The 19,245-nt window shown below is 72.8% G+C and carries 21 protein-coding genes; 8 read left to right on the top strand and 13 right to left on the bottom strand.

Annotated elements, in window-relative coordinates:
* Positions 1-3: 3 nt before the first annotated feature.
* The 5 genes from ACIGG8_RS17855 to hemL form a co-directional block, all read right to left on the bottom strand.
* The gene (locus tag ACIGG8_RS17855; RefSeq protein ID WP_396549002.1) at positions 4-1,776 is read right to left on the bottom strand and encodes a cytochrome c biogenesis protein ResB; all 1,773 of its coding nucleotides are present in this window, start codon (positions 1,774-1,776) and stop codon (positions 4-6) included.
* A gap of 2 nt (positions 1,777-1,778) precedes the next feature.
* On the bottom strand, positions 1,779-2,552 hold the full coding sequence (locus ACIGG8_RS17850) for a cytochrome c biogenesis protein CcdA (RefSeq protein ID WP_350521594.1): 774 nt from the start codon (positions 2,550-2,552) through the stop codon (positions 1,779-1,781).
* Positions 2,549-3,166 (bottom strand): TlpA family protein disulfide reductase, encoded by a 618-nt coding sequence (locus ACIGG8_RS17845; protein ID WP_396549000.1) that lies wholly within the window; start codon positions 3,164-3,166, stop codon positions 2,549-2,551. Before ACIGG8_RS17845 ends, ACIGG8_RS17850 begins: the two co-directional genes overlap by 4 nt.
* A gap of 279 nt (positions 3,167-3,445) precedes the next feature.
* Entirely contained in the window at positions 3,446-4,096 is a 651-nt protein-coding gene (locus ACIGG8_RS17840) for a histidine phosphatase family protein (protein WP_396549111.1), read from the bottom strand.
* 62 nt (positions 4,097-4,158) lie between these two features.
* Complete coding sequence (gene hemL / locus ACIGG8_RS17835) at positions 4,159-5,487, bottom strand: glutamate-1-semialdehyde 2,1-aminomutase (RefSeq protein WP_350521596.1); 1,329 nt, start codon at positions 5,485-5,487, stop codon at positions 4,159-4,161.
* A gap of 466 nt (positions 5,488-5,953) precedes the next feature.
* Here hemL and ACIGG8_RS17830 point away from each other — a divergent pair, with 466 nt between their 5' ends.
* Positions 5,954-6,436: a hypothetical protein gene (locus ACIGG8_RS17830; protein ID WP_078589103.1), complete on the top strand. Its 483-nt coding sequence runs from the start codon at positions 5,954-5,956 to the stop codon at positions 6,434-6,436.
* A gap of 151 nt (positions 6,437-6,587) precedes the next feature.
* On the opposite strand, the gene ACIGG8_RS17825 is transcribed toward ACIGG8_RS17830, so the two are convergent.
* Together ACIGG8_RS17825 and ACIGG8_RS17820 are read right to left on the bottom strand one after the other, a co-directional pair.
* Positions 6,588-7,076: a MarR family transcriptional regulator gene (locus ACIGG8_RS17825; protein ID WP_350521597.1), complete on the bottom strand. Its 489-nt coding sequence runs from the start codon at positions 7,074-7,076 to the stop codon at positions 6,588-6,590.
* Between the two features lie 63 nt (positions 7,077-7,139).
* The gene (locus ACIGG8_RS17820; protein WP_396548997.1) at positions 7,140-8,435 is read right to left on the bottom strand and encodes a glycosyltransferase family 39 protein; all 1,296 of its coding nucleotides are present in this window, start codon (positions 8,433-8,435) and stop codon (positions 7,140-7,142) included.
* A 159-nt stretch (positions 8,436-8,594) separates the two neighbouring features.
* Here ACIGG8_RS17820 and ACIGG8_RS17815 point away from each other — a divergent pair, with 159 nt between their 5' ends.
* A complete protein-coding gene (locus tag ACIGG8_RS17815) occupies positions 8,595-9,182 on the top strand; it encodes a DUF4291 domain-containing protein (RefSeq protein WP_396548995.1) in 588 nt (195 codons plus the stop codon).
* Between the two features lie 19 nt (positions 9,183-9,201).
* Here the strand turns inward: ACIGG8_RS17815 and ACIGG8_RS17810 are convergent, their stop codons facing one another.
* Both ACIGG8_RS17810 and ACIGG8_RS17805 read right to left on the bottom strand, forming a co-directional pair.
* Positions 9,202-10,845 carry an RICIN domain-containing protein gene (locus tag ACIGG8_RS17810; RefSeq protein ID WP_396548993.1) on the bottom strand — a complete coding sequence of 548 codons (1,644 nt, stop codon included), beginning with the start codon at positions 10,843-10,845 and terminating at the stop codon, positions 9,202-9,204.
* Positions 10,846-11,148: 303 nt separating this feature from the next.
* Positions 11,149-11,388: a chaplin gene (locus ACIGG8_RS17805; protein WP_350521601.1), complete on the bottom strand. Its 240-nt coding sequence runs from the start codon at positions 11,386-11,388 to the stop codon at positions 11,149-11,151.
* A gap of 573 nt (positions 11,389-11,961) precedes the next feature.
* On the opposite strand from ACIGG8_RS17805, the gene ACIGG8_RS17800 reads away from it, so the two are divergent.
* From ACIGG8_RS17800 to ACIGG8_RS17790, 3 genes are all read left to right on the top strand, one after another.
* Entirely contained in the window at positions 11,962-12,204 is a 243-nt protein-coding gene (locus ACIGG8_RS17800; protein WP_350521602.1) for a chaplin, read from the top strand.
* A gap of 109 nt (positions 12,205-12,313) precedes the next feature.
* Positions 12,314-12,583 (top strand): chaplin, encoded by a 270-nt coding sequence (locus ACIGG8_RS17795; protein ID WP_350521603.1) that lies wholly within the window; start codon positions 12,314-12,316, stop codon positions 12,581-12,583.
* Positions 12,584-12,690: 107 nt separating this feature from the next.
* The gene (locus ACIGG8_RS17790; RefSeq protein ID WP_350521604.1) at positions 12,691-13,080 is read left to right on the top strand and encodes a hypothetical protein; all 390 of its coding nucleotides are present in this window, start codon (positions 12,691-12,693) and stop codon (positions 13,078-13,080) included.
* Positions 13,081-13,189: 109 nt separating this feature from the next.
* Here the strand turns inward: ACIGG8_RS17790 and ACIGG8_RS17785 are convergent, their stop codons facing one another.
* Positions 13,190-13,909, bottom strand: a complete 720-nt coding sequence (locus tag ACIGG8_RS17785; protein WP_350521605.1) for a hypothetical protein — start codon at positions 13,907-13,909, stop codon at positions 13,190-13,192.
* 298 nt (positions 13,910-14,207) lie between these two features.
* On the opposite strand from ACIGG8_RS17785, the gene ACIGG8_RS17780 reads away from it, so the two are divergent.
* The 3 genes from ACIGG8_RS17780 to ACIGG8_RS17770 all read left to right on the top strand — a co-directional run bounded on the left by ACIGG8_RS17780 (position 14,208) and on the right by ACIGG8_RS17770 (position 15,457).
* A complete protein-coding gene (locus ACIGG8_RS17780; protein WP_350521606.1) occupies positions 14,208-14,552 on the top strand; it encodes a rodlet layer protein in 345 nt (114 codons plus the stop codon).
* Between the two features lie 82 nt (positions 14,553-14,634).
* Positions 14,635-14,979, top strand: coding sequence for a rodlet layer protein (locus ACIGG8_RS17775; protein ID WP_350521607.1), 345 nt, complete (start codon positions 14,635-14,637; stop codon positions 14,977-14,979).
* 211 nt (positions 14,980-15,190) lie between these two features.
* The gene (locus tag ACIGG8_RS17770) at positions 15,191-15,457 is read left to right on the top strand and encodes a hypothetical protein (RefSeq protein ID WP_396548989.1); all 267 of its coding nucleotides are present in this window, start codon (positions 15,191-15,193) and stop codon (positions 15,455-15,457) included.
* A 70-nt stretch (positions 15,458-15,527) separates the two neighbouring features.
* On the opposite strand, the gene hemB is transcribed toward ACIGG8_RS17770, so the two are convergent.
* The 3 genes from hemB to hemC all read right to left on the bottom strand — a co-directional run bounded on the left by hemB (position 15,528) and on the right by hemC (position 19,238).
* Complete coding sequence (gene hemB / locus ACIGG8_RS17765; RefSeq protein WP_350521609.1) at positions 15,528-16,508, bottom strand: porphobilinogen synthase; 981 nt, start codon at positions 16,506-16,508, stop codon at positions 15,528-15,530.
* Positions 16,509-16,584: 76 nt separating this feature from the next.
* A complete protein-coding gene (locus ACIGG8_RS17760; protein ID WP_396548987.1) occupies positions 16,585-18,234 on the bottom strand; it encodes a uroporphyrinogen-III synthase in 1,650 nt (549 codons plus the stop codon).
* Positions 18,231-19,238, bottom strand: a complete 1,008-nt coding sequence (gene hemC, locus ACIGG8_RS17755) for a hydroxymethylbilane synthase (RefSeq protein WP_396548985.1) — start codon at positions 19,236-19,238, stop codon at positions 18,231-18,233. Before hemC ends, ACIGG8_RS17760 begins: the two co-directional genes overlap by 4 nt.
* Positions 19,239-19,245 lie beyond the last annotated feature (7 nt).

Here is a 19,245-nt window from a genome sequence, read left to right as displayed (position 1 = left end):
CGTCTACTCCTTGGAGTTCTGGTCGGCAGGGACTGCGGGGTCCGAGGCCTCGGCCTCGGGGTCGTCGGGCACGGCGGGGTCGTCGGGCACGGCGGGCTCCCCGGCGGGGGAGGCGGCTCCGTCCTCCGCCTCGGTGGCCGGGGCGTCGTCCTGGAGGTCCACCGCGAGTTCGGCCAGCTCCTCGGCGATCTTCGCCGACTCGCTGCGGGCCAGCCCGGCCAGCTCCACCTGGGTACCGCCGCCCGGCAGGGCGACCGCCCGCACCCAGATCCGGCGGCGCTGGATGAACAGCGAGCCGATCAGGCCGAGGATCGCCAGCACGGCGCCGGTCAGCGCGATCGCGTTGCCGGGGCGGTGCGAGACGTTGAAGCTGGCCCACTGCTTGTAGCCCTCGAAGGTGACGGAGCCGTAGCCGTCGGGGAGGGTCCAGCCCTGGCCGGGCTTGAGCCGGGCCTTGGCCGGCTGGCCGTCCTGGGTGAGCTGGGTGAGCTTGCGGGTGTTGAGCTGGTAGACGTTCTGCGGCAGGCCGGAGTCGGTGCCGAGGTCGCCCGCGAAGGCGTTCAGCACCAGCTCGGGGGCGGCGTCGCCGGGGAACAGCGAGACCGGGCCGGTGCCCTCGAAGCTCAGCGGGGCGGTCGGCAGGAAGAAGCCGGAGAAGCCCATCTGGGTCTTGGTGCCGTCGGGGCCCGTGCCGTAGTCGGACACCTTCACGACGCCGGTGGACGTCAGGTTGGCGTCCTGCGGCAGGAACGGGACGGCCCCCTGGTAGACGACGTCGCCCTGCGCGTTGCGGACGGTGATCACCGGGGCGTAGCCGTGGCCGATCAGGAAGACCTTGCTGCCGCCGATCTCCAGCGGGTGGTTGACCTCGATCGTGGACTTCCTGAGCTTCGACGAGTCGCTGCCGGAGTAGTACTCGACGTTCGCGGTGAACTGCCGGGCGGCGCCGATCTGGTCGCCCTTGGTCTGGAACTTCGACGTGAAGCCGTCCAGCTTCAGGTAGAACGGGTCGAGGTCCTGGTTGCCGTAGAACCGGGTGCCGTTGAAGTCGTCGAGCTGGGTGATGGTGTTCGAGTAGCCCTCGCCCTCGACCATCAGCTTGCCGCCCGTACCCGACGCCAGGCTGGCCCAGGCGAAGCCGCCGAGCAGCGCGAACAGGGACAGGTGGAAGAGCAGGTTGCCGACCTCGCGCAGGTAGCCCTTCTCGGCGGCCACCGCGCCGCCGGACAGGTTGGCGCGGAAGCCGCGCTTGCGCAGCAGCCGGTGCGCGGCGGCGTTCACCGCGGCGGCGTCCGCCTCGGTGCGCCACACCGCGTGCACCGGCATCCGGGTCAGGTTGCGCGGCGCGGCCGGCGGCTGGGAGCGCAGCACGCCGACGAACTGCCAGGTGCGCGGGACGATGCAGCCGGCCAGCGAGACGAACAGCAGGATGTAGATCGCGGAGAACCAGACCGAGCTGTAGACGTCGAACAGCTGGAGCTTCTCGTAGATCGGCGCGACGGTGCCGTGCTGCGCCTTCCACGCCTCGACCTTCAGCTGCCCCTGGCCGTTCTGGTACTGGGGGATCAGCGAGCCCGGGATGGCGGCCAGCGACAGCAGGAAGAGCAGGATCAGGGCGACCCGCATCGAGGTCAGCTGACGCCACATCCAGCGCGCCCAGCCGAACGCGCCCATGCCGGTCGGTCCGTCGGACTCGACCGGGGCGGTGCTGAGCCGCTCGGCGGCGGCGTCGTCCGGCGCCGGCGGCTGCTCGGTCTCGGTCGTGGTGTTGCTCACGGTCAGATTCCGATCGAGGAGTCGGCGGTCCAGGACTGCAGTTCGCTCATCCAGGAATCCCAGATCCCGGTGACGAGCAGCAGACCGACCGCGACGAGCATGCCGCCGCCGATCCGCATCACGAGCGGGTAGTGCCGCTTGACCCACCCGAAGGCGCCCAGCGCCCGGCGGAAGGCCACCGCGGCCACGATGAACGGTACGCCGAGGCCCAGGCAGTAGAAGGTCATCAGCATGGCGCCGCGCGCCGCGTCGGCCTGGTTCAGGGCCAGGTTCTGGACGGTCGCGATGGTCGGGCCGAGGCAGGGCGTCCAGCCGACGCCGAAGACCACGCCCAGCAGCGGTGCGCCCAGCAGGCCGACCGCCGGGCGGCGGTGCGAGCGCACCTCGCGCATGCTCAGGCCGGGGACGAGGCCCATGAAGGCGAGCCCCATCACGACGGTCACCGCGCCGAGCACCATCGAGATGACGCGCTTGTGCTCCTGCAGGGTGTCACCGAACTGGCCGAACAGCGCACCACCGGAGACGAACACCGCGGTGAAGCCGAGGATGAAGAGCGTCGCGCCGAGCGCCATCCGGCCGCGCCGCACGCCGCGCGCGTCCGCGAGGTCGGCCGCGGAGAAGCCGGTCACGTACGAGAGGTAGCCCGGGACGAGCGGCAGCACGCACGGGGAGAAGAACGACACCAGCCCGGCCGCCAGCGCGATCGGCGCGGCCACCAGCAGCGCCCCGCTCTGGAGCGTTCCGGTGTTGTCGGCGAGTTGCTGGGGCAGGCTCACTGCTTCTGCTCCGCGACCACCGGCTGGAGGATCGACTCCAGCGCGTCCTGGGTCGTGCCGCCGATGGCGCGGGCGGCCAGCTTGCCGTCGCGGTCGACGATCAGGGTGGTCGGGATGGACTGCGAGTTGAGGCTGCCCTTGGGGAACCTCAGCAGCTGGGTGCCGGCCGGGTCGAAGATGCTCGGGTAGGTGACGCCCTGCTCCTGCTCGAAGCGGACGGCGTTGCCCTTCTCGGTGTCCCGGGTGTTGATGCCGAGGAACTGGACGTCCTGGTCCTTGTACTTGTCCGCGACGGCCTGCAGGCTCTTCGCCTCCGCCCGGCACGGCCCGCACCAGGAGCCCCAGACGTTCAGCACGACGACCTTGCCGCGGTAGTCGGAGAGCTTGGCTTGGCCGCCGTCCAGGGTGTCCCCGGAGATGTCCGGCGCGTCCCCGCGCTTGCCCGCGTCCACCTTGGACAGGTTGGTGCCCTTGACCGTGACGAAGCCGACCTGGCCGTCGCCGCTACCGGACGAGCCCGCGGAGGAACAGCCGGCGAGGGCGAGCGCAGCGGCCGCGGCGGTGGCGACGGCGGCTGCGGCGACACGGGGACGGGGGCGCGTCATGGCAGACATGTGAAAAGTTTCGCATGGAGTTCCGGGCAGGTTCGGGGGGGTCCTGCCTTGCGCGTCGTACCCCCTCTGACCTGCGACGAAATCGGGTCACCCGGCGTACGCCGGGTGACCCGAAGTCATACTTACGCACCACTTACCCGCCGTGCGCGCGGGCGTGTGACGCCGCTCGCACGCCCCCGTGTGACGCCGGTCGCCCCCGGGGGTGACGCGGGTCGCACGCCGGGGGTGACGCCGGTCGCAGGCCGCCGGGCGGCGCCGCCCGCCCGCCCGTGCCGGAGGCTAGGCGCCGAAGCTCTTGCCCACCGGCTTGTCGCCCTTGCGGCCCTTGCCCACCAGGTGCGCGGGCAGCAGGTCGCGGGCCGGCTCGCGGTAGCCGACCGAGACGATCCGGTCGCCCTCGAAGGTGAAGCTGGTCAGCGAGGCCAGCGAGCACTGCCGGTTGCGCGGGTCGTGCCAGAGCCGGCGGCGCTCGACGAAGGAACGGACGATCCAGATCGGCAGCTGGTGGCTGACGCAGACCGCCTCGTGCCCGCGCGCGGCGTCCCGGGCGGCGCCGATCGCGCCCATCATCCGCACGACCTGGTCGAGGTACGGCTCGCCCCAGGAGGGCTTGAACGGGTTGGTGAGGTACTTCCAGTAGCCCGGGTTGCGCAGCGAGCCGTCGCCGACGCCGAAGGTCTTGCCCTCGAAGACGTTCTCCGCCTCGATCAGCCGCGCGTCCGCCGCGACGTCGAGGCCGTGCGCCTTGGCGATCGGCTCGGCGGTCTCCTGTGCCCGCTCCAGCGGCGAGGCCACCACGTGGGTGATGTCCCGGCCCGCCAGGTCCTCGGCCACCCGGTCGGCCATCTGCCGGCCCAGCTCGGACAGGTGGTAGCCCGGCAGGCGTCCGTACAGGACGCCCTCCGGGTTGTGCACCTCGCCGTGCCGCATCACGTGGACGACGGTGATCTCTTTGGTGCTCACTTCTCGACTGCTCCTGGGCTCGTAAGGGACTAGGCCGTGGCGGCCGCGGCTGCGCGGGCCGCGGCCGGCAGCGCGGCGGCGATCCGCTCGATCGCCCGCTCGTCGTGGGACGCCGAGACGAACCAGGACTCGAAGGCGGACGGCGGCAGGTAGACGCCCTCGGCCAGCATCGCGTGGAAGAAGGCGGTGAAACGGTACGCCTCCTGGGTCTTCGCCTCGTCGTAGTTCGTGACGGCGGCCTCGGTGAAGAAGACCGAGAACATGTTCCCGGCGGTCTGCATCCGGTGCGCCACGCCCTCCTTGGCGAGCGCCTCGGAGACCAGGCCGGAGACCTCGGCGGCCACGGCGTCCACCCGCGCGTACACCTCGTCGGTGCAGCCGCGCAGCTGGGCCAGGCCGGCCGCGGTGGCGATCGGGTTCCCGGACAGGGTGCCCGCCTGGTAGACCGGGCCGGCCGGGGCCAGGTGCGCCATCACGTCGGCGCGGCCGCCGAAGGCCGCGGCCGGGAAGCCGCCGCCCATGACCTTGCCGAAGGTCAGCAGGTCCGGCGCCCAGCCCTCGTTGGCGGCCTCCAGGCCGTACCAGCCGGCCTTGGAGACGCGGAAGCCGGTCATCACCTCGTCGGAGACGAACAGCGCGCCGTTGTCCCGGCAGAGCCGGGCCAGGCCCGCGTTGAAGCCGGGCAGCGGCGGGACGACGCCCATGTTGCCGGGCGAGGCCTCGGTGATCACGCAGGCGATCTCGCCCGGGTGGGCGGCGAAGGCCTGCTCGACGGCGGCCAGGTCGTTGTACGGCAGCACGATGGTGTCGCCGGCCTGGGCGCCGGTGACGCCCGGGGTGTCGGGCAGGCCGAAGGTCGCCACGCCGGAACCGGCGGCGGCCAGCAGGGCGTCCACGTGACCGTGGTAGCAGCCGGCGAACTTCACGACCTTCGCCCGGCCGGTGAAGCCTCGGGCCAGCCGGATCGCGGACATGGTGGCCTCGGTGCCGGAGGAGACGAGGCGGACCTGCTCGACCGGGGCGACCCGGGCGACGATCTCCTCGGCCAGCTCGACCTCGCCCTGGCCGGGCGTGCCGAAGGAGGTGCCGTGGGCGACGGCCCGCTGGACGGCGTCGATCACCGCGGGGTGCGCGTGGCCGAGGATCATCGGACCCCACGAGCACACCAGGTCGACGTACTCGCGGCCGTCGGCGTCGGTGAGGTAGGGGCCGGTGCCGGACACCATGAAGCGCGGCGTGCCGCCGACCGCGCGGAAGGCACGCACCGGGGAGTTGACGCCGCCGGGCGTCACCACGGAGGCGCGATCGAACAGCGACTGGGACTGGGGGGCTTCGTAGGGGTAGCTCACGGGAGACATGGTCTCAAATCGTGTCCTTGCCCTCTGCATGTCGGACCCGATCATCTGGAACGATGATCCGGGCACTCGTTGTCTGTACGGTTGTCCGTACAGTCCGTACGGACGGGGGCGCTGACTGCTCCCGAGCACGGACCAGTCAGACTGTGCACACAGAGTGCGCGAGTGCTCCGGTTGTGTGCAGGGGTGTGAAGAGGACTGCTGTGCGCCGCTGGTGGGTACGGCCCGCGAGTGGGTACGGCGGCGCATGACGGGTAAGGAGCACGTCCGGAGGGACGCCGGGCGTGCGGGGGTCTGTCGATTCCGGCGAATTCCGGTGAGGATGGTCCGAGTGTCCGAGGCGCAGGACGGCTACGACGAGGCCGCGGGGGGCTCCCGCCGGCCTGCCGAGGCCGCACGCGGGGGTACGGGAGCGGGTACGGGACGTGGTCGCCGCGGCGGCGAGAGGCGGGGTGAGGGACGCGTGGGGGTGACGTACAAGTACTTCGGCGCCCCTGACCGCGCGACCGCCGCCAGGGTTCCCACCGCCCTCGGCCCGGGCGGGCTCGGTCTGGACGCCGGGGAACTCGGCTCGCTGGGGCGGCTCGGCGACCTGATGGAGACCAGCGGCTCCCCCACCGGCCACCTCTCCACCAAGATCAAACCGGAGACCATGAGCGCCATGGTCCTCACCGGCATCCAGGGCGTGCCGCTGCACCAGGTGCCCCCGCTGGAACTCGTCGTGCTGCACCCGGACTACGCCGTCGTGCAGCTCCCCCACAACGTGGTCGAGCCGCTCCGCAAGGCCGACGAGACCGAGCTCGGCGCCGCCGCCTTCATCTGGTCCACCGTCCCGGACCGGCGGGGTCCGCGGGACGCCTTCGTCATCTACAGCATGCTGCACGAGTGGCAGGACTTCGCCAACCGGCTGCACGAGGCCGGCCACCAGCTGTACTGCCTGGTCTGGCCCTGACGCCCGCTCGGCCACCCGCCCGGACTCCGGCGCCGACGAACTCGGCGCAGGACGAGGCGGGTTGACGGTCCGCCGGCTCTTGACGGGCGGTCGGGGCGCGGCGGCGGCGGGCTGCCCGGCAGCTGGCTCGGGACGTGCCCCGGCGCGGCCGTCAGCCCCGGGCCCGGCGGGCGCGGCGTACGGTGCGTTCGCTCTCCACCGGCTCCGCGAGGTGGCCGCCCACGAGGTGCGTCAGCGCGGAGACGAAGACCTCGCGCTCGGACTGCGGCAGCGACTCCAGCAGCTCGCGGTGCACCCGGTCGGCGATCGCGCTGCCCTCCGCGACGGCGCGCTCGCCCGCCTCGGTGACCGAGATGATCCGGGCCCGGCGGTCGGTCGCGGACGGGCGGCGCTCGGCCAGGCCCGCCTTCTCCAGCTCGTCGACGGTGACCACCATGGTGGTCTTGTCCAGGTCCGCCAGCTCGGCCAGCTGGATCTGGGTGCGCTCGGCCTCCTGCGCGTGGAACAGCACGCAGTACGCGCGCGGGGTGATCCCGAGCTCGGCGAAGGCGGCCGCCATCCTGGTCGCCAGCACGTGGCTCGCGTGGTCCAGCAGGCCGGAGATGTCGCGGATCTCGCGCACGGGCGGGGTCGTCGTCATACGTCCGAGATTAGCAACGGCCCGTCTGCTGCCGGATGATCCCGTTGACAACCAACGCCGGGTCTACGGGATGCCCAACTCGAACAGCGCATAGCCGGCGTACCAGCCGGCCGCGATGGCGGGCATCGCGAACAGCCCGACCAGCGAGGAGGTCCGCACCCTGCGCAGCGCGAACGCCAGGCCGATGCAGAGCGGGAAGGCCGGCAGCAGGTAGCGCGAGATGTTGCCGAAGATCTGGTTGCTGCTCAGCGCGGTGGCGATGGTGAGCGCGGTGTAGACCCACAGGACCAGCGGCGGCCGGGCGCGCCACAGCAGCACCAGCAGGCCGGGCAGGGCGATCAGCAGGGCGATGGCGATCAGGTCCGGGACGGGGTTGGACTGCCAGAAGTCCCAGTGCCCGGTGATCACATCCATGATCGTGCGGAGCGTGGAGGCGCCGCCGTCGAAGTAGCGGTTCCACGCGCCCCGCTGGAGCTTGAAGTAGCCGCCCCAGTCGCCCATCTTCCAGCCGACCCAGGCGACGTAGCCGATCAGGCCCCAGGGGGTGATCAGCATCGCGGTCAGCGGGCGGGCCACCCCGTCGGTGCGGCGGACCAGCGCGACCAGCGCGGCGATCGAGACGGCGGCGATCAGTGCGGCGGCGGTCGGCCGGTTGAGGCCCGCCACCAGTGCCAGCACGCCGGCGGTCAGCCAGCGGCGGGTCATCACGCAGTAGCAGGCCCAGGCGGACAGCGCGACGAACAGCGAGTCCGAGTAGACCGCCCACTCCACGCCGGAGCCCGGGAACAGGGCCCAGAGCGCCGCGGCCGTCACGCCCGCCCGGAAGCCGCCGAGCCGCTCGGCGATCGCGAAGATCCCGGCCGCCGCGACCAGCGAGGCGAGCACCGAGACCACGATCCCGGAGCCGTACGAGCCGAGCCCGGTGACCGTGCCGACCAGCCGCATCAGCCAGGGGTAGAGCGGGAAGAAGGCGGCCGAGTTCTCGTAGTACGTGGCCAGCGGGAAGCCGTGCAGCGGGATCAGCTGCGGGTGGTAGCCGTTCTCGGCGATCCGCTGGTACCAGACGCCGTCCCAGGTGCTCAGCACGTCCCAGGGGTTGGCGCCGCCGCCGCGGCCGGGCTGCTTGTTCAGGTAGTCGCCGGTGTGCGAGAGCAGCAGCATGAAGACGGTCAGGCCGATGGCCTTGACCACCGCGTACGCGCCCAGCGCGGGCGCGAAGCGGTCCACCAGTGCCCCGAACCGCCCGGGCGCGCGGCCCGTCCGGTCCTCGGACGGCGCCGCCGTCGCCGCGGCGGGCGACGTGGGCTCGGTGCCGGGCGACTCGGTGCCGGACGACTCGGTGCTCGATGCCGTGCTCATCTGCTCTGGGTACTCCCCCGCCCCGCCCGTGGTCCGCGCGGCTCCGGCGCAACGATTTTCCCGTGAGCCTACGGCACGTCCCGGACCGGGCCGGCCGTCCCCCGCCACGGCGGGAAAACCGATGGCACCCCGACGGCGGCGCCCGCGACGATTGCGGACATGCCGCACACTCCGTCGACGCGCCGGATCCGGGCCGCGCACACCGCCGCGACGATCACGGTCTACCAGGCCTTCCCGCCGGCGATCGCCGGACCCGCAGCGGCCGAGGGGCGCTTCCCGGCAGCGTTCGAGCGCGACCGGATGACCTGGATCAAGCCGTCCTTCCTCTGGACGATGCACCGCAGCGACTGGGGGAGGAGCGCCGGGCAGGAGCGGGTGCTGGCGCTGGAGATCAGCCGGGAGGGCTTCGACTGGGCGCTGGAGCGGGCGGTGCTCAGCGCCTGCACCGGCCGGGTGCACGAGTCGCGGGCGGCGTGGAAGCGGGAACTGCGGCAGAGCCCGGTGCGGGTGCAGTGGGACCCGGGCCGCGACCTCCGCCTGCAGCCGCTGGACCACCAGGCGATCCAGGTCGGGCTGCGCGGCGAGGCGGTGCGGCGGTACGCGGACGAGTGGATCCGGCGCATCACGGACGTCACCGCGCTGGCCGAACGGGTGCGGCTGGAGCGGGACCCCGCCCTGCTGCCGGCCGAGACGCCGTACCCCACGAGCGCGACCGTCGCCGCCCGGTTGGGGGCGGCGACGGCCTGAGCGGTGCCGAGGGGGCGGGTCAGCCCTTGACGTAGACGATGCCGAGCTTGGTGAGCTGCCAGAGCTGGTCGGCGGAGCCGGTGTCGGTGGCGAGCTGGACGTAGGGGTTGCCCTTGGCGTCCACGGTGCTGCCGGCGGCCAGGACCTTGCCCGGGTCCTGGGAGTCGGCGATCTTGTAGCGGCCGTCACCGGCCGGCTCGAACACCCAGTGCTGGTTGCCGCCGCCGTTGCAGCGCCACTGCTGGATCCGGGTGCCGGGGGCGGTGGAGGCCGCGTTGGCGTCCAGGCACATGTCGCGGTTGCCGCTGAAGTCGAGCTCGTAGCTGCCGCCGGCCTTGGCCTCCAGTACGAAGGACTGGTTCAGCCCGCCGCCGGCCGGGTAGCTGATGGCGGCCCGGCCGTTGGTCGAGTCGCCGTAGGTGCCGCCGCCGGTGAGGTCCAGGACGTTGCCGGTGGCCGCGTTGGTCAGCTGGTACCAGGCGCCGTCCTCGGGAACGTCCCCGAAGGGCTTGCCCGGGGTGAGCGGCTGGATCGACGTGGTGTTCTGCTGGTCGAGCGAGCAGTAGGCCTGGCTCAGCTCGGGCCGGGTGTAGAACTGGCCGAGGCAGACGCCCTCGCCGCGGTAGCCGGCCACCCGCAGGTGGTACGACTGGCGGACCATGTTCATGCACAGCCCGGGGATGCCGATCTGCGAGTCGCAGCCGTTGCGCGCCCACTCGGAGAGGTTGATGACGTCCCCGTTGCTGTACTCGTACGGGGAGCTGGTCCACTCCGCGCAGACCTCGTGCCCGAAGGCGACCCGCCGCTGGTCCAGGTACCGGACGCCGGGGACCTGCTCGGCGGCGCCGCGCAGCGCGTCGCTGAAGGTCGGGACCACCCAGTTGTGGCCCCAGGCGAGGTCCTCGGGGAAGGCCGGGCAGCCGTCGGCGATCTTGCCGAGGTAGTCGTTGCGCCGGATGTCCGGGGTGATCGGATTGAAGTACGACTGGTAGACCAGCTGGTACGCGGAGTCGGCGTAGCCCGCCTTGCGCATGGTCTGACGGATGTTCTGCAGCGCCGCGACGACCTTGGGCTGGACGCCCTTGGCCCGCCGGCGGATCTCGTCGCTGCCGATGGTGTCGCGGCAGCCCTGGTCCTTGGGGATCGGGAAGTACTGCGCCAGGCAGTGCATCATGACGCCGCTGAAGTCGAAGTCGTCGTTGGCGCCGATCGTCACCACGACCAGCTTGACGTCGTACTTGGACGCCACGTCGGCGAGCTTGACGTCCTGCTTGGGCTCGCCGAAGTCGCCGCTGCCCGGGCCGGTGACCTTGGCCAGCTCGGGGTCGCTGACCAGGTCGCCGGTCTGGGCGCCGGAGCAGGCGAGGTCGATCGGGGTGACACCGGGGATGTCGGTGACGAAGATCTCCGACTTGGGGTGCCGGTGGCAGTAGTTGGTGGGGCTGTCGGTCTCCGGGAAGTAGCCGTCGTTGGTGTCGGTGCCGGCGCCCTCCCCGGAGATGGCGCTGTCGCCGAGGGCGACGACCGCGGCCGGTCTGGCGGCGCCGGGTGCCGGGGCCGGGGCGGGTGCGGGATCGGCGAGGGCGGCGGGGGCGCCGGCCAGGCCGAGGGTGACGACGAGGGCGCCGGTGGCGAGCGCCGCCGACAGGCGGGACCTGATCACACGCGACTCCTTGCGGGGGGGTGGGGGGACCGCCCGGGCGGGGGCGCCGAGCGGCGCGGAGCAAGAGAGGAGCTGAAAAGGTGAGCAGGACTCGGATTCTAGGAACTGACAAGTAACACAACAAGGCTTAGGACGAAGCCGGGACCTGACGGGCCGACGGATTCCCGGCGCCACGATCCGGCACCCCGATTCCGGTCGCCACGATCCGGCACGACGATTCCGGGCACGACGAAGAGCCGCCGCCCCGCGCCCCAGGAGGGAAGCGCGGAACGGCGGCTCGCACCGGCCGAACCGGGTGCGGGATCAGCCCACGTTGGCGCAGTGGTTGCCGAACGCCGGGTTCAGCAGGCCCACGATGTCGATGGTGTTGCCGCACAGGTTGACCGGCACGTGCACCGGAACCTGGATCTGGTTGCCCGAGATGACACCGGGGGAACCGGCGGCGACGCCCTCGGCGCCGGAGCTGGCCATCGCGGTGCCGGCGCCGGCGGCCACGATGCCCACCACGGCCGCGCCGACGGCGGCGGTCTTCTTGATGCTCATGCGAGCCTCCTGACTGTTCAACAGAGATGCACGGGGAGTGCGACATCAAGAACGACACCCGCCCGGACCGGTTGCGACGGTGCGCCCACTGTCACCCGTCCGGAGCAACGGCGCCCCCGGTCGGCATTCGGGTGATCGGCTTCGGACGGGCCGTTTCCCCGCGCGCCGTGCCTCGTTCTCCCTGACGGAACCCGGTCCATCCGGCCCCCTACACACGAATCGAGCACGTCCATGCACTACCTCGCCCACGGCCCCGTCGGCACCGCGGCCACCGGCGGCTCGATCGACGTGGCGGGCCCCACGAACGCGGCGTCCGGCAATCCCCGCCGGAACGTCTGACCGGGAATTCCGCCCGGTCGCGCCTTTGTCCGAGCCATTCCCGGCCGTGCGGGAGAGGTTTCGAGAGGCGCTGCAACACGGCGGCTGCGTCCACGCCCGAGCCATGGGCGGAACACGCCGGTGTGCGCCGTCCGAGTGACAATCACGGCAATCCCTGAAACCAGCGGGCGAGTATTCGTGCTCGCCCGGATCCCGACAATTCCCTTCCGTCGGGCAGAAATCGGAGGAAGAACGATGCGTAACTTCAAGAAGGCCGCCGTGCTGTCCCTGGCCACCACCGGCCTCGTGCTCGGTGCCGCCGGCGGCGCGTTCGCCAGCTCCGGTGCCCAGGGCGTGGCCGCCGGCTCCCCCGGCGTGCTCTCCGGCAACCAGATCCAGATCCCGGTGCACATCCCGCTCAACGTCTGCGGCAACAGCATCGGGGTCATCAGCATCCTGAACCCGGCGTTCGGCAACTCCTGCGCCAACATCGGCTGAACCCGCGGTCGCCGCACCGGCGACAGCTGATTCACCGAGCCCTTGCCGCGCCCCGCACTGCCGGGGCGCGGCACGCTCCCCCCGTGTGTGATCGAGGAGATCAACCCCCATGCAGAACGTGAAGAAGGCCGCCGTCCTCTCCGCCGCCGCTGCCGGCCTGGTGCTGGGCGCCGCGGGCTCCGCCGCCGCGAGCTCGGGCGCCGAGGGCGTCGCCGCCGGCTCCCCCGGTGTCGCCTCCGGCAACCAGATCCAGGTTCCGGTGCACATCCCGGTCAACCTGTGCGGCAACTCCATCGACGTGATCGGCCTGCTGAACCCCGCGTTCGGCAACAGCTGCGCCAACGTCGAGCTGCCCCCGCCGCCCGCGGACAACTGCTGATCCCCGATCGGCACGTGTTCCGGCCGTCCTGCCCCCCGACCAGTCGGCCGGGGGGCAGTTCGGCATCCCCGGACGGCCGTCCGGGACCCCCGATCCACCGAAGGGTGATGATCCGCATGGTTTCGAAGAAGAGCGGGGCCGGCCTGGCCGCCGCCGTCGGTGCCGCGGTGCTGCTCGGCGCGGGCTCGGCGCAGGCCGCCACCGCCCCGGCGGGCCAGGCGCCCGCCGGCCCGGCCACGCTGGCCAGGACCGACGTCGGCCAGGCGCTGAACGGGACGACATCCGGTCTCGGCTACGGCGTCGCGCCGATCAAGAGCCTGCGCCTGGACCCGTGGGCCAACTCCTCCGCCGACGTGCTCAACAACGGCGCGACCGTCCAGCCGGACCAGGGCCTGGCCCCAGTCGGCACCGGGACGCTGACCGGCCCGCTGAGCGCGGGCGGCGGGGTCAAGGACCTCCCGCTGGTCGGCGGCCTGACCGGCGTCCTGCCCGGCTGACGGGCGCCGCGTCCGACCGGGCGGCGCACGCGCCGGAGCCCGGCACCCCGCGCGGTGAGCGGGGTGCCGGGCTCCCGTCGTGCCGGGCCCCTGGCGTGCCCGGCGCCGGTCAGAGCCGGGTCAGGTCGGTCAGCCCGGCCTGCCGGAGCACGCCGGTGGCGGTGGCGGTGGTGGCCGCCGGGTCGGCCAGTCCGCTCTGGCCCACCACCTCGGTGGCGGTCGCGGCGGTGGTCGTGGTCAGGTCGTTCACCTCGTCGGTGACGGAGAGCCGGTGGTCGTCGCCGCCGAGGCTGGCGTTGGCCCCCGGGACGGCCTGCACGGCACCGGTGAGCAGGCGCGGGTCGACCTCGTCGACCTTCAGCCGACCGCCGGCGAGCTGGCCGGCGCCGTCCTGGGCGAGCGAGAGCGGCTTGCCGAGGGTGACGCCGGGGGTGTCGGCGTGCAGCGGGGCGGCCGGGGCGTCCAGCAGCACCTGGCCGAGGTCGGCGCCCTGGTCGAGCAGTGGGAGCGGCAGCTCGGCCTTGGCGCTCGGGCCGACCTTGCCGGTGCTCAGCTGGGGGACGATCCGCTCCGGGATCAGTTCGGTGCTGGTGCTGGTGGTCCGGCCGGGCACCGGCGGCATGAGCAGCGAGGTCGGGATGCCGGCCGACAGCCGGCTGCCCAGGGGGGTGAGCGGCACCTCCGCCGGGACCTGCTGGGTGGCCAGCGCGTCCTCCAGGGCTCCGACCTGGTCGGGGCCGACCGGGGCGGCGGAGGCCGGCCCCTGGGAGGCGAGCATGCCCGCACCGACCGCCAGCAGCATCGCGCCGGCCCGCTTGGAGAACTTCATGCTTTTCACCGTTCTGCTGTCCGTACTGGGGATCACTGAGGAAGGCTGCGCGGGCGCAGCCGGAAAGCAATCTGCTCAACGAGTGACCGGGAGCGCGGATTGCGCCGGTTAGCCGGTTCGGCCTAATAATCCGACCGGAAACCATCCTTCGTCGCGCCTCCCGGACTCTTTTCAAAAATCCCCGTAACCTTCCGTGCCGTCATTCTTTGATCTGGACGTCAGTGACTGCAGACCGGGTCTGAGCGTTCTACGCGTTGTACGCAAGGAATCCAAGAGCATTTCAGAGAGGGATCTCCCCATGATCCAGAAGTCCTTCGCCGCTGCCGGCCTGGCCGTCGCCGCGCTGGCCGCCGCCGCCGCGCCCGCCTCGGCCATCGGTGACGCGGACGGCGCCGCCGCCTCCATCGAGGGCAACGGCGGCTCCAACTTCACCGGGACGGTCGGGAACAACAGCCCGAACTTCCACTTCCTGGACAACGCGAACGTCTGCCTCCCCGAGATCCACAACATCGCCGTCGGCGTGCTCGGCGTGGCCGTCCCGGTCGAGGTCCCGATCGCCAACAGCGGCGGCAAGCAGTACTGCACCCAGGGCCAGGGCACCCAGAGCCACGGTGACGCGGGCGTGTCCCACCTGATCGGCTGACGCTCCGTTCAGCTCCCTGCACCACCCCTCCGATCCACCCTACGAATCGCTCCCCGATTCACCCCCGAGAGGAAAACCGGAAATGATCAAGAAGTCCCTCGCCGCCGCCGGCCTGGCCGCCGCCGCCATCGCGATGTCCGCCGGCTCGGCCTCCGCCATCGTCGACTCGGACGGCGCCGCCACCTCCGTCCAGGGCAACGGCGGCACCAACCAGACCGGCACCCACGGCAACGGCAGCCCGAACTTCCACACCCTGGACAACCCGAACATCTGCCTGCCGGAGGTCCACAACATCGCCGTCGCGGTCATCGGTGTCGCGGTTCCGGTCGAGGTCCCGGTCCTGAACAGCACCCCGAAGCAGATCTGCAACGTCGGCCAGAACACCCAGTCCTCGGGCGACGCGGGTGTCTCGCACCTGATCGGCTGATCAAGGGGCATGGCACGGACGGAGGGCCCGGGGAGGAAGGTCTCCCCGGGCCCTCCGGGCTTGCGGGCCGAGAAGTCCGGACGGGCGCCCGGCCCGACCGGGTGACCGTCCGTCCGGCCGGGCGCGTGGGGCGCCGGGCCGGACGGACGGGCTGTGATCACGAGTCAGACGCAGAGCGCCCGCGGGGGCGCTCCCAGAGAGAGGCAGATCCATGAAGAGCAAGCTGGCCAAGGCCGCCCTGACCGCCACCGCCGCGCTGGCGCTCGCGGGTGCCGCCACCCCGGCGTTCGCCCACGTCGGCCTCGCGGGCGGCGAGGGCATCGCCGCCTCGGCCGACCAGCCGTTCGTGGCCGGCGGGGGCTGGGGCGTCGCCCACACCTCCGACATCGCCGCCGGCGGCTTCGGCGGCGGCGCGGCCACCTCCACCGACCTGGTGGGCGGCGGCGAGGGCTTCGCGCACATCGCCGGCTGGAACTAGCCGGACGCGGAAGGCCGGGCCGCTCCCGTGGGAGCCGCCCGGCCTTCCGTACGCCCTGCCGCCGCGCCGGCTACTTGAGCATCGCGGCGGCCTCGACGGCCCAGTAGGTGAGGATCTGCTCGGCGCCGGCCCGGCGGATCGAGGTGAGCGTCTCCATGATCATCCGCTCCCGGTCGATCCAGCCGTTCGCGGCGGCCGCCTCGACCATCGCGTACTCGCCGGACACCTGGTAGGCGGAGACCGGCACCGGGGAGGCGTCGGCGACCTGGCGCAGGATGTCCAGGTAGGCCATGGCCGGCTTGACCATCACCAGGTCGGCGCCCTCGGCGAGGTCCTGCTCCAGCTCGCGCAGCGCCTCGCGGGCGTTCGCCGGGTCCTGCTGGTAGGCCTTGCGGTCGCCCTTGAGCGAGGAGCCCACGGCCTCGCGGAACGGGCCGAAGAAGGCCGAGGCGTACTTGGCGGTGTAGGCGAGGATGCCCACGTCCTGGTGGCCCGCCTCGTCCAGCGCCCGCCGGACGACGCCGATCTGGCCGTCCATCATGCCGGAGGGCCCGACCAGGTGGACGCCGGCGTCGGCCTGCACCCGGGCCATCTCGGCGTAGCGCTCCAGGGTGGCGTCGTTGTCCACGCTGCCGTCGGCGGCCAGCACGCCGCAGTGGCCGTGGTCGGTGTACTCGTCCAGGCAGAGGTCCGACATGACCACCAGCGAGTCGCCGACCTCGGAGACCACGTCCCGGATCGCCTGCTGCAGGATGCCGTCCGGGTTGGTGCCCTCGCTGCCGATCGCGTCCTGCACCTCGGGGACGCCGAACAGCATGACGCCGCCCACGCCCGCCTCGGCCGCCTCCACGACGGCCTTTCGCAGGGTGTCCCGGGTGTGCTGGACCACGCCCGGCATCGAGCTGACCGGGACGGGCTCGCTGACGCCCTCGCGGACGAACAGCGGCAGGATCAGCTCCGCCGGGTGCAGCCTGGTCTCGGCCACCAGGCGGCGCATCGCCGGGCTCTGGCGCAGCCGACGGGGGCGTACGTACGGGAATTCAGCGGACACGGCTTCTCTCTCCGAACGGTTGTGCAGTGCCGGGGGCGACGGCTCGCCACCCCCGGCCGGGGGTCGGGGCAGGCCCTCAGCGGGCCTTGCGGCGCGAACCCGGACGGCGCTCGCTGGGCCGGTAGACCGGCTCGCCCGCGGCCGTCGCGGTGTCACGGCGCTTCGCCCCGAAGTCTGCCAGTGCCTGGGCCAGCGCGGCCGCCGACGGCGCGGGGGCCATCACGTCGACCCGCAGGCCGTGCTCCTCGGCGGTCTTGGCGGTGGCCGGGCCGATGCAGGCGATGACCGTGACGTTGTGCGGCTTGCCCGCGATGCCGACCAGGTTCCGGACGGTCGAGGACGAGGTGAACAGCACCGCGTCGAAGCCGCCGCCCTTGATCGCCTCACGGGTCTCGGCCGGCGGCGGCGAGGCGCGCACCGTCCGGTACGCCGTCACGTCGTCGACCTCCCAGCCGAGCTCGACCAGGCCGGCCACCAGGGTCTCGGTGGCGATGTCGGCGCGCGGCAGCAGCACCCGGTCGATCGGGTCGAAGACCGGGTCGTACGGCGGCCAGTCCTCCAGCAGACCGGCGGCGGACTGCTCGCCGGACGGCACCAGGTCGGGCTTCACGCCGAAGTCCACCAGGGCCTGCGCGGTGGTCTCGCCGACCGCCGCGACCTTGATCCCGGCGAACGCGCGGGCGTCCAGGCCGTACTCCTCGAACTTCTCCCGGACGGCGCGCACCGCGTTCACCGAGGTGAAGGCGATCCACTCGTAGCGGCCGGTGACCAGGCCCTTGATGGCCCGCTCCATCTGCTGCGGGGTGCGCGGCGGCTCGACCGCGATGGTCGGCACCTCCTGCGGCACCGCGCCGTACGAGCGCAGCTGCTCGGACAGGCCGGTGGCCTGCTCCTTGGTGCGCGGCACGAGGACGTTCCAGCCGAACAGCGGCTTGGTCTCGAACCACGAGTGCGAGGCCCGGTGGGCAACCTGCTCGCCCACCACGGCTATCACCGAGGTGGCCGGGTCGACCGGCGCGGAGACCGGCGAGGGCAGCACCCGGGCGGCCTTCAGGTCGGCCGCGATGGCGGACAGCGTGGAGGTGAAGGTCCGCTGGCGGGTGGTGGTGCCGGAGAGCGTCGCGCTGAGCGCGGACTCCGGCTTGCGGCCGTTGGAGACCAGCGCGGCGGCCGTGGCCGGCAGCTGGCCCAGGGTGGTGCGGACCACCAGGGTGGTCTCCGCCGCGCCCAGGTCCACCGGGCCGCCGGACAGCAGCTGGGCACCGTCCACGAAGCGCACGTCGGTGCCGGCCCCGGCCCGCAGCGGGACGCCGGCGTAGGCCGGGACGCCGACCGACTGGGCGACGCCCGGGATCACCTCGAAGGGGATCCCGTCGCCCGCACAGCTGAGCATCTCCTCGGCGGCGCAGCCGTCCAGGCCCGGGTCGCCGTCGACGGTGCGGACCACGTGCTTGCCCGAGCGGACCGCCTCAGCGAGCACCTTGGCCAGGTCGAACTCGGCGTTCTCGGCGGCCGGGTCGTGCACCTGCACGGCGGCCGGGCAGTGGCTGCGCACGGCGGCGGCGGTCAGCGGGTCGGCGACCAGGACGTCGGCCGTGGACAGCACCTCGACCGCGCGCAGGGTCAGCAGGCCCGGGTCCCCGGGGCCCGCGCCCAGGAAGGTGCACCGTCCGGTGGCGGGCTGCCCGGCGGGAAACAGGGCATCGGTGGCGGCGGTGGGGCTCATCGGGCTCGCTCCCCCATCAGGGCGGCCGCGCCCCCGTCGAGCAGCCGGTCAGCCAGCGCGCGGCCGAGGGCCGCCGCCTGCTGCTCGGCGGACTCGTCGAGGACGATCGGACCGTTGGCGGACATCTTCAGCAGGGCGGAGTCGTCGGGGTTGCCGACCACGCCGTCCAGCCGCAGTTCGTTCTGCCGGCCCCAGGTGGCCAGCGCGGCCACCGGCGCCGAGCAGCCGGCCTCCAGGGTGGCCAGCAGGGCGCGCTCGGCGGCCACGGCGACCCGGGTGGGGGCGTGGTCCAGGGCCGCGAGCGCGGCGGTCAGTTCGGTGTCGGCGGTGGTGCACTCGATCGCGAGCGCGCCCTGGCCGGGGGCCGGGATCATCAGCTCCGGGTCGAGGTGCTGGGAGATCTCGGCGCTGCGGCCGAGCCGGTTCAGGCCGGCCGTCGCCAGCACCACCGCGTCCAGCTCGCCGCCGGTCACGTAGCCGATCCGGGTGTCCACGTTGCCGCGGATCGCGACGGTCTCCAGCTGGGCGCCGCGGGCGGCGGCCCAGGCGTTCAGCTGCGCCATCCGGCGCGGCGAGCCGGTGCCGATCCGGGCCGGGCGGCCGGAGCCGGCCAGCTTCTCCACCAGCTCGTCCAGGGTCAGGCCCTCGGCCGCGACCAGGGCGTCCCGGACGTCCTCGCGCTCGGGGACGGCGGCCAGCACCAGGCCCTCGGGGGCGGCGGTGGGCAGGTCCTTGAGCGAGTGCACGGCGAAGTCGATCCGGCCCTCCAGCAGTGCGTCCCGCAACGCGGAGACGAACACGCCGGTGCCGCCGATCTGCGCCAGCGCCTCCCGTGAGGTGTCGCCGTAGGTGGTGATCTCGACCAGCTCGACGGGGCGCCCGGTGACCCTGGTCACCTCGCGGGCCACCATGCCCGACTGGGCCATGGCGAGGGCGCTGCGCCGGGTGCCGAGCCGCAGGGGTGCGGCGGCCGAGGGCTGCTCCGTGATCGGTTGACCATTCATGGGGTGA

It is taken from the genome of Kitasatospora sp. NPDC085464, from assembly GCF_044541955.1.
GTDB lineage: Bacteria > Actinomycetota > Actinomycetes > Streptomycetales > Streptomycetaceae > Kitasatospora.
Note: the sequence above shows the minus strand (reverse complement) of the source record. Positions and strands in the feature narration are given on the sequence as shown.